Raw genomic sequence first — 13,831 nt, forward strand, 5'->3', positions numbered from 1 at the left:
CGACGACCGGGCGGGAGCGTTCCCGGGTACCGGAGGCCGCCGCCGGTTCAGTCGCCGCGGTCTCCCGCCGGGCCCGGGTCCGCGGGCCGGGGGCGGGGGCGGGAGCGCGAGGCCTGCAGGAGCAGCGCGGCACCGCGGACGGCGGCGTTCCCGGGTACCGAAGGCCGCCGCCGGTTCAGTCGCCGCGGTCTCCCGCCGGGCCCGGGTCCGCGGGCCGGGGGCGGGGGCGGGAGCGCGAGGCCTGCAGGAGCAGCGCGGCGCCTCGGACGGCCGCCGTGTGCGGGGCCGGCACGGTGCGGGGGCCCGCGTAGGCGAGGTGCCGGGTGATGTCGGGGCGCAGGGCCCCGCCGCCCGCGAGCAGCGGTCCCCGGGCGAGCGCGTCGGCGGTGAGGGAGGTGCCGTCCTGCCGCAGCATCGACGCCGTCATGTCGGCCACCGCCTCGGCGATCCGTACGGCCGGGGTCGCGTCGTCGACGTCCGTGGTGCCCAGCGCGGTGCGGCGCGCGTCGAAGACGGCGCCGTCGACCAGGAGCACCACCTCGGTGAGGTGCGCGCCGAGGTCCAGCACGAGCTGCGGGGCGGACAGGTCGGCGCCGGCCGCGAGGGCCACGGCGCGCGCCGCGGGGACGGTGACCACGCCGCGCGGCCGCAGCACCTCCACGGCCGTGCGGGCCGCGTTCCGGTAGGCGTACCCGTCCAGCACCGGAGCGGTCAGCACGACCAGCGGCCGGGTGAAGCGGGGCAGGCGGTGGCCGAGGAGCCGGTCGAGCATCCGCGCCGTGCCCCGGACGTCGACGATGGCGCCGCGCTGGACGGGGTAGGACGCGCCGGTGCCGGGGAAGGTCACCGTCGGCACGTCGAGGATCAGGCCCCGCCCGACGGCCCAGGCCCGGGTGCGGGCGCTGCCCAGGTCGAGGGCGACGGCGGCGCACCGGCGGCCCGCCGGCCACGGAAGGGCGCGGCCCGGGACGGCACGCCGGGGCCGGAGCACGGTCATCGCGCGACCTCCCGTACCTGTCGGCAGCGGGCGCAGTAGCGGGCCTGCGGCACGATCATCAGGTGGGCGCGGTCGATGGGCCGCCGGCACAGGTGGCAGTGACCGTAGCGGCCCTCCGCCAGGCGCCGCAGCGCCGCCTCCACGTCGGCGAGGACCATGCGCGCGGAGGCCGCCGGCTCGGTCCGCACCTCGGTCCGCGCGGCGGAGGCGCGCGGGTCCGGGTCGGTGCGCGGCGGCGCCGCGGTGAGCTGCCGCACCTGTTCCTCGCGGAAGAGCCGCTGCTCGTGGATGCTGTCCCGGAGCGCGGCGAGGTCTTCGGGCGTCAGCCGCCGGTCGCGGCGGCCCGTGATCCGTGTGTTCACCACTTCACCCCTCGGGCCGGGCGGGAGACGGGGACCGGCGTACTCAGGCGGCGGCACGGCGCTGGCAGGCGACGCAATACCGCGTGTACGGGAGGATCTCCAGGCGCTCCCCCGGCACGGCTTTGCCGCAGCCCAGGCAGGCGCCGTAGGTCCCGTCGTCGACGCGGGCGAAGGCCGCCTCGATCTCCTTGAGCACCCGCCCGATGGCGTCCTGCTGCGCGGCGACGAGCCGGTCGTCCGCCTGTCCGCTCTCGTCGAGGGCCCGGAGCTGGGTCATCCGGGTGGCGCGGGCGTGTTCGAGGCGCTGACGCGCCTCGTGGGCGGTCAGCCGCTCGGGGCGGGGTTCGGTGCGGGATGCGTCGAGCGACACGGTGATTCCTCTTTCTCGGAGTCTCGGAGTTCCCGGTGTTGTCGGAGTTCTCGGATTTCACGGAGTTCACGGAGTTCAGGGATTTCTCGGAGTTCCCGGAGTCCGCGTTCTCGGAGTTGACAGGGTCCGCCGAAATGGGGGGCGGGGTGCGGGTACGGCGATCACCGGGACGTCCGGACCCGGTCCTCCCCACCATGGCCGGACCGCGGGGGGAAGCCCATCGGGCGCGGAGCCCATTCCGGTGGGGACGCGGGGCCCACTCGGCGGCGTGCGCGGGCCGCCGGATGGGTGTGCGGCCGCCGGGAAATGGGGGTCGGACCCCATCGACCCGGGGACGGCGGACGGGGGAAGCTGGTCGCTTGCTCTGTCGCGGCCTGGGCCGCGGCGTCGCAGAAGGAGGCGTAACCCCGGTGTCCCTGTTCTGGCGGATCTTCGGGCTCAACGCGGTGGTGCTGGGCTTCGCCACGGCACTGCTGCTGTGGGCTCCGGTGACCGTCTCCGTCCCGGTCCTGCTGACCGAGGCCGTCATCCTCGTGGGCGGCCTGGCCGTGATGCTGGTGGCCAACGGCGCCCTGCTGCGATGGGGGCTGGCCCCGCTGGACCGGCTGACGAAGCTGATGACCACCGTCGACCTGCTCCGCCCGGGGCAGCGGCTGCCGGTCGCCGGCGGCGGTGAGGTGCCCGAGCTGATCCGCACCTTCAACGCGATGCTCGACCGGCTGGAGCACGAGCGCGCCACCAGCACCGCCCGGGTCCTGCTCGCCCAGGAGGCGGAGCGGCGGCGCATCGCCCAGGAACTGCACGACGAGGTCGGGCAGAGCATGACCGCGATCCTGCTGGTCCTGGGCCGTGCGGCGGACGACGCCCACGAGCCCCTGCGCGAGGAGCTGCAGCAGGCTCAGGAGATCACCCGGGAGAGCCTCGACGAGGTGCGGCGCCTGGTGCGCCGGCTGCGGCCCGGGGTGCTGGACGACCTCGGCCTGATCAGCGCGCTGTCCTCGCTGACGCACGACTTCGCCACCCACACCGGTCTGCGGGTGGTGCGCCGCTTCGACGCGGATCTGCCCGCCCTGGACCCCGAGACCGAGCTGGTCCTCTACCGCGTGGCGCAGGAGAGCATGACCAACACCGCCCGGCACGCGGACGCCGAGCGGCTGGAGGTGAGCCTCTCCCCCGCCGACGGCGCGGTGACCCTCGACATCGCCGACGACGGCCGCGGCATGGAGGCGGCGTGCGAGGGCGCCGGCATCCGCGGCATGCGCGAGCGGGCCCTGCTGATCGGGGCGGCCCTCGACATCGCCTCGGCTCCGGGGGCCGGCACCCGGATCCGGCTCACCGCACCCGTCCCGAGGAAGCAGCCGTGACCATGTCCGACCCGAAGATCCGCATCCTGCTCGCCGACGACCACGCGCTGGTACGCCGCGGTGTGCGCCTCATCCTCGACCGGGAGCCGGACCTGGAGGTGGTCGCCGAGGCCGGGGACGGCGCGGAGGCCATCGACATGGCGCGGGCGCACACCGCCGACCTGGCCGTGCTGGACATCGCGATGCCGCGCCTCACCGGTCTCCAGGCCGCCCGGGAGCTGGCCGCGCTGAAGCCGGGGCTGCGCATCCTCATGCTGACGATGCACGACAACGAGCAGTACCTGTTCCAGGCGCTCAAGTCGGGGGCCTGCGGGTACGTGCTGAAGTCCGTCGCCGACCGCGACCTGGTGGCCGCCTGCCGCGCCGCGATGCGCGACGAGCCGTTCCTGTACCCGGGGGCGGTGACCGCGCTGATCCGCAACTATCTCGACCGGGTCAGGCACGGCGAGGAGAACGCCGACCACGTCCTGACACCGCGCGAGGAGGAGGTGCTCAAGCTCGTCGCCGAGGGCCACTCGTCGAAGGAGATCGCGGAGATCCTCTTCATCAGCGTCAAGACGGTCCAGCGGCACCGCGCCAACCTCCTGCAGAAGCTCGGCCTGCGCGACCGCCTGGAGCTGACCCGCTACGCCATCAGGGCCGGCCTCATCGAACCCTGACGGTCCCGGAGCCCCTGGCTCTGCCCGGCACACCCGCCACCCACAACGAAAGAGGACGGTGCATGCGCCGCCGGCTCGCGACCGTGCTGACCGTCCTGCTCGGTGTCCTGCTGCCGCTGGTCCCCGCCGGGACCGGCGCCGACGTCCATGCGGGTCCCGGTGGTCCGCTCGCGGCGGCCACCGCCGCGGCGGTGCCGCACCCCGCCCCGGACCTGCACGCGGACGACGGCTGCACACCGGCCTGCGCCGCCCAGCCCCGGGCCCGGCACGACCAACCGGGCGAGGGCCCGGCGGCACCGGACCACCGGGCGACCACCACCGCGCACGGCGCGGGCACGGCCGACGGGGCACCCGCACGGACCGCGGCCATGCCGGGTCCGGCGCCGGTCTCCCCCGGCCGCACGAACCACGACAGCGGTCGGGCGCCGCCCCTCTCCTCCGGCCCGTGAGCCGCCTCAGACCCCGACCTCTCACCTTCTTCCGCCGCGGCCGCGCTCGGCCGCCGCCGCGGTGTGCCCGCCGGAGGCCCGTGTTGAAACGCTCCCGTTCCCTGAGAATCCGCGCGCTCGTCGCGCTCGCCGTGCTGGCCGCTTCCCTGGCCATCGCCCTGACCCTGCCGATCCGCCTCGGGCTCGACCTGCGCGGCGGCACCCAGATCGTCCTGGAGACCAGGTCCACCGACACCACCGAGGCCGGCCGGGAGGCCACCGACCGCACCGTGGAGGTGCTGCGCGGCCGCATCGACGCCCTCGGTGTCGCCGAGCCGAGCATCGTCCGCTCCGGCGACAACCGCGTCGTCGTCGAGCTGCCCGGCGTACAGGACCCCGAGCGGGCGGCCGGCGTCCTCGGCCGCACCGCGCAGCTGACCGTCCACCCGGTGCTCGGCACGGCGCGGAGCGCCGCGGACGCCGAGAACGGCGAGCGGGTGGTGCCGGACGAGTCCGGGCAGTACCTGCGGCTGAAGGGCGCCGCGCTGACCGGGCGGGACGTGAAGGGCGCCGACGCCCGCTTCGACCAGCAGGGCGGCGCGGGCTGGCACGTCACCGTCGACTTCGAGGACCGCGGCGGCGACCGCTGGGCCCGGGTGACCGGCGAGGCGGCCTGCCACCCGGCCGGCGACGCACGGCGCCGGGTCGCCATCGTGCTCGACGACAAGATCATCTCTTCGCCGCAGGTCGACCCCTCCGTGGCCTGCGGGGCGGGCATCAAGGGCGGCTCCACGCAGATCACCGGCTCGTTCGACGACGCCGAGGCCCGCGAACTGGCCCTGCTCGTCGAGGGCGGCGCGCTGCCCGTGCCGGTGGAGACCGTCGAGCAGCGCACCGTCGGCGCGACCCTGGGCGACGAGTCCGTCTCGGCCGCCGCCCGGGCCGCCGTCGTCGGCACCGCGCTGACCGCGCTGTTCATCGTCGTCGTCTACCGGCTCATGGGCGTCCTGGCCACCGTCGCCCTGCTCTGCTACGGCCTGATCTCCTACGCCGCCCTGGCCGCGGTCGGCGCGACCCTCACCCTGCCCGGCCTGGCCGGCTTCGTCCTGGCGATCGGCATGGCGGTGGACGCCAACGTCCTCGTCTTCGAACGGGCCCGTGAGGAACAGGCGGCCCGTAGCCGGCCGAGTACGCGGTCGGCGCTGACCGCCGGTTTCCGCGGCGCCTTCAGCGCGATCGCCGACTCCAACATCACCACCCTGATCGCCGCCGCGCTGCTGTTCCTCCTCGCCTCCGGGCCGGTGAAGGGCTTCGGCGTCACCCTCGGGATCGGTGTGCTGGCCTCCATGGTCAGCGCCCTCGTGATCACCCGCGTGCTGGCGGAGTTCGCCGCCGGCCGCCCGGCCGTCCTCCGCCGCCCGCGCGTCACCGGGATCTCGTCCACCGGTCCGGTCCGCGACGTCCTGCTGCGCCGCGCCCCGTTCCTGATGCGCCGCCCGCGCCGCTGGCTGGCGGCCTCCCTGGTCGTCCTCGTGGCGGCGGGCTCCGGCGTCCTGGTGCGCGGCCTGGACTTCGGCATCGAGTTCACCGGCGGGAGGCTCGTCGAGTACTCCACCGCCACCCGGGTCGATCCCGACCGGGCCCGGGACGCCCTCGCCGACGCGGGCTTCCCGCGCGCCGTCGTCCAGTCCTCCGGCGACGGCGACCTCACCGTGCGCACCGAGGACCTGACCGACGCCGAGGCCGCGGCCGTCACCCGGACCGTCGCCGAGCTGGGCGGCGGGGCGGAGCGGATCCGCGACGAGCTGATCGGCCCGAGCCTCGGCGAAGAGCTGCGCCGGGACGCGCTGATCGCCCTCGGTCTGGCCCTGGCCGCCCAGCTGGCGTACCTCGCGGCCCGGTTCCGCCTGCTGTTCGGCGCGGCGGCGGTCGGCGCGCTCGCCCACGACGTGGTCGTCCTGGTGGGTGTGTTCGCCTGGCTGGGCAAGCCGGTGGACGGGGTGTTCCTGGCCGCGCTGCTGACCGTGATCGGCTACTCGGTCAACGACTCGGTGGTCCTCTTCGACCGCGTGCGCGAGCTGCTGGGCCGGGCGCCGCGCACACCGTTCGCCCGGCTGGCCAACGACGCGATCCTCCAGACCCTGCCGCGCACGGTCAACACGGGCATGGGCGCGGTGCTCGTCCTCGCCTCGCTGGCGGTCCTCGCCGACGGTTCGCTCACCGACTTCGCGCTGGCGCTGCTGATCGGCGTGGCGGTCGGCACGTACTCCTCGGTCTTCACCGCCTCCCCGCTGGCCGTCGTGCTGCACGGCCGCGGTGCGGGATCCCCTTCCGGCGGGTCCGGCACACCTGGGAAGAACGGCGAGCGCGTACCGACCGGCCGCACGCGACGGCAGGAGGTCCCGTAACGGGCGGGGGGTCTCCCCGGGGAGCCTCGCTCAGTGGGCCCCGGTGAAGTGCTCCTCCACCAGAGTCCGCACCAGGTCCTGGTCGCCGGCGATCAGCGCGTCCAGCAGGGCCGTGTGCTCGTGGGCGTCGGCGATCAGGCCGGCCCGGCCGCGGGAAGCCGGGGTGCCGGCCGGCGGCCACTGGGCACGGCGGTGCAGGTCGCCGGCGATGTGGACGAGCTGCTCGTTGCCGGCCAGCGCGAGCACTGCGCGGTGCAGGGCGCGGTCCGCCTCGGCGTACGTGGCGGGGCAGCCGGCGGACGCGGCGCGGACGGCGGCCTCGGCCAGCGGGCGCAGCTCCGCCCAGCGCTCGGCGGGCACGGTACGGGCCAGCCGCAGCCACACCGGGACCTCGATCAGCGCCCGGACCTCGGCCAGCTCGGCGAGTTCGCGGTCGCCGCGCTCGACGACGCGGAAGCCCCGGTTGGGCACGACCTCGACGGCGCCCTCCAGGGCGAGCTGCTGCATGGCCTCCCGGACGGGCGTGGCGGAGACCCCGAACCGCTCGCCGAGCGCGGGCCCCGAGTAGACCTCGCCGGGGCGCAGCTCGCCGGTGACCAGGGCGGTGCGCAGGGCGTCGAGGACCTGGCCGCGCACGGAGGAGCGCTGGACCTGGGGACGGGGGCGGGGCACGGGGGGCTCGCCGTGGGTGTGCTCGCCGCGCGCGGCGGCCGGTTCCCCGGCGCCGCGGGCCCTGGCCCGGTCCACGTCCGCGGCCCGGGGCTGGGCCGGCACCCGCGCCCGCGCGGCGGTCTCCGCCTCGGGGGCACCCTGCGCGCTGGGCCTCACGGGTCCTCCTGCTGGGACGTGTCGGTACTTGGGGTCATTACGGCGGGTTGTCACCTGTCCGTCAAGACCATAAGCGCACCGGCCGTCAGTTCAAATCCCCAGCCGTATGGGTAAGGTAAGGCTTACCTCCAAGCAGCCCGTCTCTCCGGCCCGGATCGGTGGTCCCGCATGCCCGTCACCCGCTCGGCCCTCACGGACGCCTACGCGCGCCTGTCGGAGGTCCTCCCGGGCCTGGGCGTCACCGAGCTGGGCACGGACGGCGGGGTCCCGCAGGGCGGCGGCTGGGTCACCGGCGCCGCGCTCGCGGCGGGCGGGAGCGAGCTGACGGACTTCCTCGCCTGGGACGAGGCCCAGGTGCTGCGGGACTACGGGCAGCGGGCCCGGCCGGACGTGATCGCGAGCTTCGGACTGCACCGGTACGCCTGGCCGGCCTGCCTGCTGATCACCGTGCCGTGGTTCCTGCACCGCAGGGTGCCCCGCTACCCGGCGGACCACGTCGCCTACGACCGCACCGCCGAGGGTCTCCCGCTGGGCCGCATGGCGGTGCGCGGCGCGGGCTTCGCCTGCCTGCCCGGGGACCCGGCCGCCGCGCTGCCCGGCGCCCGGGTGGTCGCCGACGAGGAGGCGCTGCGCGCCGAGGTGCGGGCGTCGGTCGCCGAGCACCTGGAGCCGGTCCTGGCCGGCTTCGGACCCCGTGCGCGGCGGCGCGGGCGGGCCCTGTGGGGCATGGCGACGGACGAGGTCGTGGAGGGCCTGTGGTACGTCGCCCACCTGCTGGGCGAGCAGGAGCGGGCGCGGCACGAGCTGGAACTGCTGCTGCCGGGCGCGACCAAGCCCTACGTCGGTGACGCGGCCTTCCGCGAGCTGAAGGGGCCCGACGGCGAACCGCTGCACACCCGGGACCGGGCGAGCTGCTGCATGTTCTACACGCTGCGCCCCGAGGACACCTGCGCCACCTGCCCGCGCACCTGCGACGCGGACCGGGTGAACAAGCTGCTCGCCACGGCGGGTTGAGCCGCACCCCGCACATTCCGCGCCAAGATCGTCGGCTAGGATCCCGGACGTCGATTCACAACTCCCCCACGCGTCGCGGCAACTTTCCGCCGAACCACTCGTACGGGTAGTCTTATTCGAACTCAACTCCCGCCCCTCATGCGGCAGTTCGAGCAGAATGCCGCCCTGGGCACCCCCTCGCACCCCCTTGGCGGCCTCTTGCCCCGAAACCCTCTGAGGGCCGCTGGGTTTGGGCCACCATGGCGGGCGTTACGCCCTATCCCACTGCAAGGGACCCCAGATGAGATTGACCGACATATCGCTGAACTGGCTGCTTCCGGGCGCCGTGCTGCTCCTGGGCATGCTGGCGGCGGTGGCGGTGCTCGCGCGCGGCAAGCGTGCCCCGGGGAAGGACGCGGGCGCGGACGACTCGTGGGAGCGGATGGAGGAGCGGCGCAGGCGCAAGGAGGCGCTGTACGGCACCGTCTCCTACGTCCTGCTCTTCTGCTGTGCCGCGGTCGCCGCGGCGCTCTCCTTCCACGGCCTGGTCGGCTTCGGCGAGCAGAACCTCGGTCTGAGCGGCGGCTGGCAGTACCTGGTCCCGTTCGGGCTCGACGGAGCGGCGATGTTCTGCTCCGTCCTCGCGGTGCGCGAGGCCAGCCACGGTGACGCGGCGCTCGGCTCGCGCATACTCGTGTGGACCTTCGCGTTCGCCGCGGCCTGGTTCAACTGGGTGCACGCGCCGCGCGGTCTGGGCCACGCCGGTGCCCCGCACTTCTTCGCGGGCATGTCCCTGTCGGCGGCGGTGCTGTTCGACCGGGCCCTGAAGCAGACCCGCCGGGCCGCGCTGCGCGAGCAGGGCCTGGTGCCGCGTCCGCTGCCGCAGATCCGCATGGTGCGCTGGCTGCGGGCGCCCCGGGAGACGTACCGCGCCTGGTCGCTGATGCTCCTGGAGGGCGTGCGCAGCCTCGACGAGGCGGTCGAGGAGGTGCGCGACGACCGGCGCCAGAAGGAGGAGACCAAGCAGCGGCGGCGCGAGCAGGAGCGCCTGGAGCGGGCCCAGCTCAAGGCCATCAGCCGGGGCCACGGCCACCGGGGCTTCCCCGGCCGCGGCGGCCGCCAGGTCGACGTCGAGGTGCAGCAGGTGGAGCGGGGCGCCGAGCGCGCGTCCGCGGAGCCTGCCATATCGGCTCCGGAGCTGCCCGTGCGCCAGCGCCCGTCCCTCCAGCCGGTGCGCGGCAGCGCCGACCCGGTGACGGTCGACCTCACCGCGGAGGACGACACCCAGGCCCTGCCCCGGCTGGACTCGCTGGAGCGCAAGCTCAAGGACCTGGAGCAGCAGTTCGGCTGACGGACCGCACGCGCGTGTGAAGCCGCTTGGGAGACCGGTGCCGCCGGTGCCTCAAGCGGCTTCCGCGTCCAGTTCGAACCAGACCGACTTGCCCACCTCGCAGGGCCGCACGCCCCAGTCGTCGGCCAGCGAGCGCACCAGGACCAGTCCTCTGCCGTTGGTGCTCTCCTCCGGGTCGGGGGTGCGCGGCCGGGGCGGCCGGCCCACGTAGTCCCGCACCTCGACCCGCAGGGCGCGCGGGCCGACCGTGGCGGTCAGGACGGCCCCCTCGTCGGTGTGGACCAGGGCGTTGGTGACCAGCTCGCTGGTGAGCAGCTCGGCGATCTCCGACTGCCCGGGGTCGCCCCAGTGCCGCAGCAGCTCGCGCAGCGCGAGCCGGGCCTCGGGCACCGCCCGCAGGTCGGCCCGGCCGAGCCGCCGCCTGAGCTGCGGGCCGGATCGCTTCCTCGTGTCCCCCGTCGGCCTGCTGATGTCCGCTCCCCCTTCCGGTCGTACCCCGTCTCGGTCGAACAACTTCACGGGGGAAGCCTTGCCCGTTCGGGCGCCCGCCAGTCATACCGATTGCCGGCGGCCGCCCGTGCGGTCACGGCCGCGGCACGTTGCGCAGATTCGAGCGGGCCATCTGCACCATGCGTCCCACGCCGCCGTCCAGCACGATCTTGGAGGCGGACAGGGCGAAGCCGGTGACCATGTCGGCGCTGATCTTCGGCGGGATGGACAGCGCGTTGGGGTCGGTGACGACGTCGACGAGGGCCGGCCCCTGGTGCCGGAACGCCGCCTTCAGCGCGCCCGCCAGGTCCTTGGGCTTCTCCACCCGCACCCCGAACGCGCCGCACGCCTCGGCGACCGCGGCGAAGTCGGGGTTCCGGTTCGCCACGCCGTGCGAGGGCAGGCCGGCGACCAGCATCTCCAACTCGACCATGCCGAGCGAGGAGTTGTTGAAGAGGACGACCTTCACCGGCAGGTCGTGCTGGACGAGGGTGAGGAAGTCGCCCATCAGCATGGTGAACCCGCCGTCGCCGGACATCGAGACCACCTGCCGGCGCCGGTCGGTGAACTGGGCGCCGATCGCCATCGGCAGGGCGTTCGCCATCGAGCCGTGCGAGAACGAACCGATGATGCGGCGCCGCCCGTTGGGCGAGATGTAGCGGGCGGCCCAGACGTTGCACATGCCGGTGTCCACCGTGAACACCGCGTCGTCGTCGGCCAGGTCGTCCAGCACGGCGGCGACGTACTCGGGGTGGATCGGCACGTGCTTGTCGACCTTGCGGGTGTACGCCTTGACGACGCCCTCCAGCGCCTCGGCGTGCTTCTTCAGCATCCGGTCGAGGAAGCGCCGGTCCCGCTTCTCCCGCACCCGCGGGATCAGGCACCGCAGGGTCTCCCGGGCGTCGCCCCACACCGCGAGGTCCAGCTTGGATCGCCGGCCCAGGTGCTCGGGCCGCACGTCGATCTGCGCGATCCGCACGTCGTCGGGCAGGAAGGCGTTGTACGGGAAGTCGGTGCCGACGAGGATCAGCAGGTCGCACTCGTGGGTGGCCTCGTAGGCGGCGCCGTAGCCGAGCAGTCCGCTCATGCCGACGTCGTACGGGTTGTCGTACTGGATCCACTCCTTGCCGCGCAGGGCGTGGCCCACCGGCGACTTGATCTTCTCGGCGAACTCCATCACCTCGGCGTGCGCGCCCGCCGTGCCGCTGCCGCAGAACAGGGTGACCTTGTCGGCTTCGTCGATCATCCGCGCCAGGCGGTCGATCTCCTCGTCGCCGGGGCGGACGGTGGGCCGGGAGGTGACCAGGGCGCTCTCGGCGGCCTCCTTGGGGGCGGGCTCGTCCGCGATGTCGCCGGGCAGCGAGACGACGCTGACGCCGCCCTGGCCGACGGCGTGCTGGATGGCGGTCTGGAGCAGCCTCGGCATCTGCTTCGGGCTGGAGATCAGCTCGCTGTAGTGGCTGCACTCGCGGAACAGCTGGTCGGGGTGGGTCTCCTGGAAGAAGCCCAGGCCGATCTCGCTGGACGGGATCTGCGAGGCCAGGGCGAGGACGGGCGCCATGGACCGGTGGGCGTCGTAGAGCCCGTTGATGAGGTGCAGGTTGCCGGGGCCGCAGGAGCCGGCGCACGCGGCCAGCCTGCCGGTGATCTGGGCCTCCGCGCCGGCGGCGAAGGCGGCGGTCTCCTCGTGCCGCACGTGCACCCACTCGATGCCCTTGTGCCGGCGCGCGGCGTCCACGACCGGGTTGAGGCTGTCGCCGACGACTCCGTAGAGGCGTTCGACCCCGGCGCGGGTGAGGATGTCGACGAACTGTTCCGCGACGTTCTGTTTGGCCATGGCTCTAGCTATGGCACAGCGAGCGGCCTCACGCCTCCCAAACGGCGGCCGCCGTACGGTCGTCCGCGTACCCCTTGACCCGGACGCCGGTGTCGGCCAGGAAGTCCCCGAGTCCGGGCGGGGTGCGGCCCGTCCACCGCGTCGCGAGCAGCCCGCCCAGCTCGGGCTCGGTCAGCAGCGGCTCGGCCAGGCCGGTCGTGCACATCAGCAGCACATCACCCGGGCGGGCTACGGAGGCCCGGAAGCGGAACGGCCGCCGGGGAGGCTCGTCGGGGGGCGGTGCGTCGTACGGGCCCGGGGCCGCGGTGACGCCGAGGTCCATGGTGAGCCGGTCGCCGTCGGGCGTCTCGCTCGGCCGGTCGTCGGGCGCTCCCCGGGGCCCCGAGCCGAAGCCGAGGACCGGCTCGCCGCTGACGTCGCCCGCGCTGGGTTCCATGTCCCGCCAGGCGCCCTCCCGCAGCCTCAGCAGCCCGCCGGGGCCGACGCCGAAGAAGACCCGGGTGCGGCAGGCGGGGTCGGCGGGGAGTATCAGGCAGCGCAGCGAGGCGTCGTACTCGTGCGGGGAAAGGCCCTGTTCGGCGGCGCCCGCGCGGAGCCGGCCGAGGCTGCGGTCGGTCAGGCGGTGCAGGCCGGACTTGAGTTCGCCGCGCCGGGCGGCCCGCAGGTCGTCGGCGAGCCGGGCGTGGCTGCGGCCCACGGCGCGGCCGATCCACCGGCAGACCTCGGCCGCCGCGCGGTGCGCGCCGGCGGTCGCGCGCGTGCCGGTGGCCATGGCCACCAGGACCAGCGCCTCCTCGCCCGTCCCGAACCGGGCGACGAGCAGCGCGTCGCGGCGCGGCTCGCCCCGGTAGCGGGCCGAGTCGCCGCGCACCGAGGCGGCCCGCAGGGTGCACGTCCCGTACCGGGCGCCCTCCAGCACGGTGTCCGGCACCAGGTCGTCGAGTCCGTCGGGATCGGCGGGCGGCAGGGCGGTGGGCTCGGCGTCGTAGGTGGGCGGCCCGGACCCTACGTAGTCCCGGGCGGTTGCGGCGCCGGGCTCCGGAAGCGGCCGCGGCGGCACCGAGGGCCGGAACGGCGGCGGCAGCGGTGGCAGCTCCGTCTCCCGGGGCTCACGGAGGTCCGCGGGCCCGCTCGCGGAGGCGGTGCGCCCGCGCGGCTGGCCGGGCGCCGCACCCGGCGGTGCGGGCTCCTTCCGCGGTGCCTGGGGTGCCGGGGACGGTGGCGGGGTGGGTGGCGGCGACGTGGGTGGCGGCGGTGCGGCGGGCGGCGGCTGCCAGGGCGGGGCGGGCCGCGGGCGTTCGGGGGCCGTGGCGGACGTCGGCGGGCCGGTGCGCGGGCCCGGGACGGCGGGCGGCGCCGTGCCGTCGGTGACCGTGTCCGACGCCGACGCGAAGCGGTCGTCCAGGGAATCGGCGGCCGCCGCGGGGCCGGTGTCGTCGGTGGAGTCGTCGTACAGCTGCCCCCACCAGTCGTCCTCAGGACCGGTGGGCCTTCCCCCCTGCTGACTCATGCTCTTGATTGTCCACCGATGGGGCCGGATGGAAACGGGGCATCGGGAAATTCCGGCGGGCCGGTGCGCGCCGGGCGGCGTGTCGCGGGGTACCTCGAACAGGTTCGCGAAGCGAAGTGGCCGAGCGGTCCCACCCCCCACGGGAGAACCGCCCGGCGTCGCCACCTTGGCAGAGTGACCGGCCGTACGGCGATGATGTGCGGAGGCGGGTTTGCGCCGTGGCCGTTTTCCGCCA

13 protein-coding genes are annotated in these 13,831 nt (G+C 75.0%); 6 read left to right on the plus strand and 7 right to left on the minus strand.

The genetic code is table 11. The features are described 5' to 3' along the window. Positions 1-175: 175 nt before the first annotated feature. The 3 genes from IE108_RS15870 to IE108_RS15880 are packed head-to-tail and all read right to left on the minus strand — an operon-like array spanning position 176 to position 1,729. Positions 176-997 carry a rod shape-determining protein gene (locus tag IE108_RS15870; protein WP_064730463.1) on the minus strand — a complete coding sequence of 274 codons (822 nt, stop codon included), beginning with the start codon at positions 995-997 and terminating at the stop codon, positions 176-178. Continuing rightward, entirely contained in the window at positions 994-1,362 is a 369-nt protein-coding gene (locus IE108_RS15875) for a TraR/DksA family transcriptional regulator (RefSeq protein WP_064730462.1), read from the minus strand. The genes IE108_RS15870 and IE108_RS15875 overlap by 4 nt, the downstream gene beginning before the upstream one ends. A 40-nt stretch (positions 1,363-1,402) precedes the next feature. Next, positions 1,403-1,729, minus strand: a complete 327-nt coding sequence (locus IE108_RS15880; protein ID WP_064730461.1) for a TraR/DksA C4-type zinc finger protein — start codon at positions 1,727-1,729, stop codon at positions 1,403-1,405. A 410-nt stretch (positions 1,730-2,139) separates the two neighbouring features. On the opposite strand from IE108_RS15880, the gene IE108_RS15885 reads away from it, so the two are divergent. The 4 genes from IE108_RS15885 to secD all read left to right on the plus strand — a co-directional run bounded on the left by IE108_RS15885 (position 2,140) and on the right by secD (position 6,588). Continuing rightward, positions 2,140-3,093 carry a HAMP domain-containing sensor histidine kinase gene (locus IE108_RS15885; RefSeq protein ID WP_064730460.1) on the plus strand — a complete coding sequence of 318 codons (954 nt, stop codon included), beginning with the start codon at positions 2,140-2,142 and terminating at the stop codon, positions 3,091-3,093. A 2-nt stretch (positions 3,094-3,095) separates the two neighbouring features. After that, on the plus strand, positions 3,096-3,752 hold the full coding sequence (locus IE108_RS15890) for a response regulator (RefSeq protein WP_064730459.1): 657 nt from the start codon (positions 3,096-3,098) through the stop codon (positions 3,750-3,752). Positions 3,753-3,814: 62 nt separating this feature from the next. Continuing rightward, positions 3,815-4,201: a hypothetical protein gene (locus IE108_RS15895; protein ID WP_064730458.1), complete on the plus strand. Its 387-nt coding sequence runs from the start codon at positions 3,815-3,817 to the stop codon at positions 4,199-4,201. 80 nt (positions 4,202-4,281) lie between these two features. After that, positions 4,282-6,588: a protein translocase subunit SecD gene (gene secD / locus IE108_RS15900; protein WP_064730457.1), complete on the plus strand. Its 2,307-nt coding sequence runs from the start codon at positions 4,282-4,284 to the stop codon at positions 6,586-6,588. Positions 6,589-6,618: 30 nt separating this feature from the next. Here secD and IE108_RS15905 read toward each other — a convergent pair whose 3' ends face one another. Continuing rightward, positions 6,619-7,416 carry a GntR family transcriptional regulator gene (locus IE108_RS15905; protein WP_064730456.1) on the minus strand — a complete coding sequence of 266 codons (798 nt, stop codon included), beginning with the start codon at positions 7,414-7,416 and terminating at the stop codon, positions 6,619-6,621. Positions 7,417-7,584: 168 nt separating this feature from the next. Between IE108_RS15905 and IE108_RS15910 the strand changes: the two genes are divergently transcribed. Beyond that, positions 7,585-8,430 (plus strand): (2Fe-2S)-binding protein, encoded by an 846-nt coding sequence (locus IE108_RS15910; protein WP_064730455.1) that lies wholly within the window; start codon positions 7,585-7,587, stop codon positions 8,428-8,430. A gap of 280 nt (positions 8,431-8,710) precedes the next feature. Then, positions 8,711-9,760: a DUF2637 domain-containing protein gene (locus IE108_RS15915; RefSeq protein ID WP_064730454.1), complete on the plus strand. Its 1,050-nt coding sequence runs from the start codon at positions 8,711-8,713 to the stop codon at positions 9,758-9,760. A gap of 51 nt (positions 9,761-9,811) precedes the next feature. Here the strand turns inward: IE108_RS15915 and IE108_RS15920 are convergent, their stop codons facing one another. From IE108_RS15920 to IE108_RS15930, 3 genes are all read right to left on the minus strand, one after another. After that, positions 9,812-10,231: an ATP-binding protein gene (locus tag IE108_RS15920; protein ID WP_064732029.1), complete on the minus strand. Its 420-nt coding sequence runs from the start codon at positions 10,229-10,231 to the stop codon at positions 9,812-9,814. A 112-nt stretch (positions 10,232-10,343) separates the two neighbouring features. After that, entirely contained in the window at positions 10,344-12,086 is a 1,743-nt protein-coding gene (locus IE108_RS15925) for a pyruvate dehydrogenase (protein WP_064730453.1), read from the minus strand. Positions 12,087-12,114: 28 nt separating this feature from the next. Then, positions 12,115-13,596: a protein phosphatase 2C domain-containing protein gene (locus IE108_RS15930; protein WP_064730452.1), complete on the minus strand. Its 1,482-nt coding sequence runs from the start codon at positions 13,594-13,596 to the stop codon at positions 12,115-12,117. Between the last annotated feature and the right edge of the window lie 235 nt (positions 13,597-13,831).

The sequence above is a fragment of the Streptomyces parvulus genome (assembly GCF_014648855.1).
In the GTDB taxonomy this organism is placed as follows: domain Bacteria; phylum Actinomycetota; class Actinomycetes; order Streptomycetales; family Streptomycetaceae; genus Streptomyces; species Streptomyces parvulus.

Bases quoted from the DNA above. Each gene is read 5' to 3' on its own strand.
- IE108_RS15870 (WP_064730463.1), bottom strand. From the start codon at position 997: ATGACCGTGCTCCGGCCCCGGCGTGCCGTCCCGGGCCGCGCCCTTCCG.
- IE108_RS15895 (WP_064730458.1), top strand. From the start codon at position 3,815: ATGCGCCGCCGGCTCGCGACCGTGCTGACCGTCCTGCTCGGTGTCCTG.
- IE108_RS15890 (WP_064730459.1), top strand. From the start codon at position 3,096: ATGTCCGACCCGAAGATCCGCATCCTGCTCGCCGACGACCACGCGCTG.
- IE108_RS15915 (WP_064730454.1), top strand. From the start codon at position 8,711: ATGAGATTGACCGACATATCGCTGAACTGGCTGCTTCCGGGCGCCGTG.
- IE108_RS15910 (WP_064730455.1), top strand. From the start codon at position 7,585: ATGCCCGTCACCCGCTCGGCCCTCACGGACGCCTACGCGCGCCTGTCG.
- IE108_RS15925 (WP_064730453.1), bottom strand. From the start codon at position 12,086: ATGGCCAAACAGAACGTCGCGGAACAGTTCGTCGACATCCTCACCCGC.
- IE108_RS15930 (WP_064730452.1), bottom strand. From the start codon at position 13,596: ATGAGTCAGCAGGGGGGAAGGCCCACCGGTCCTGAGGACGACTGGTGG.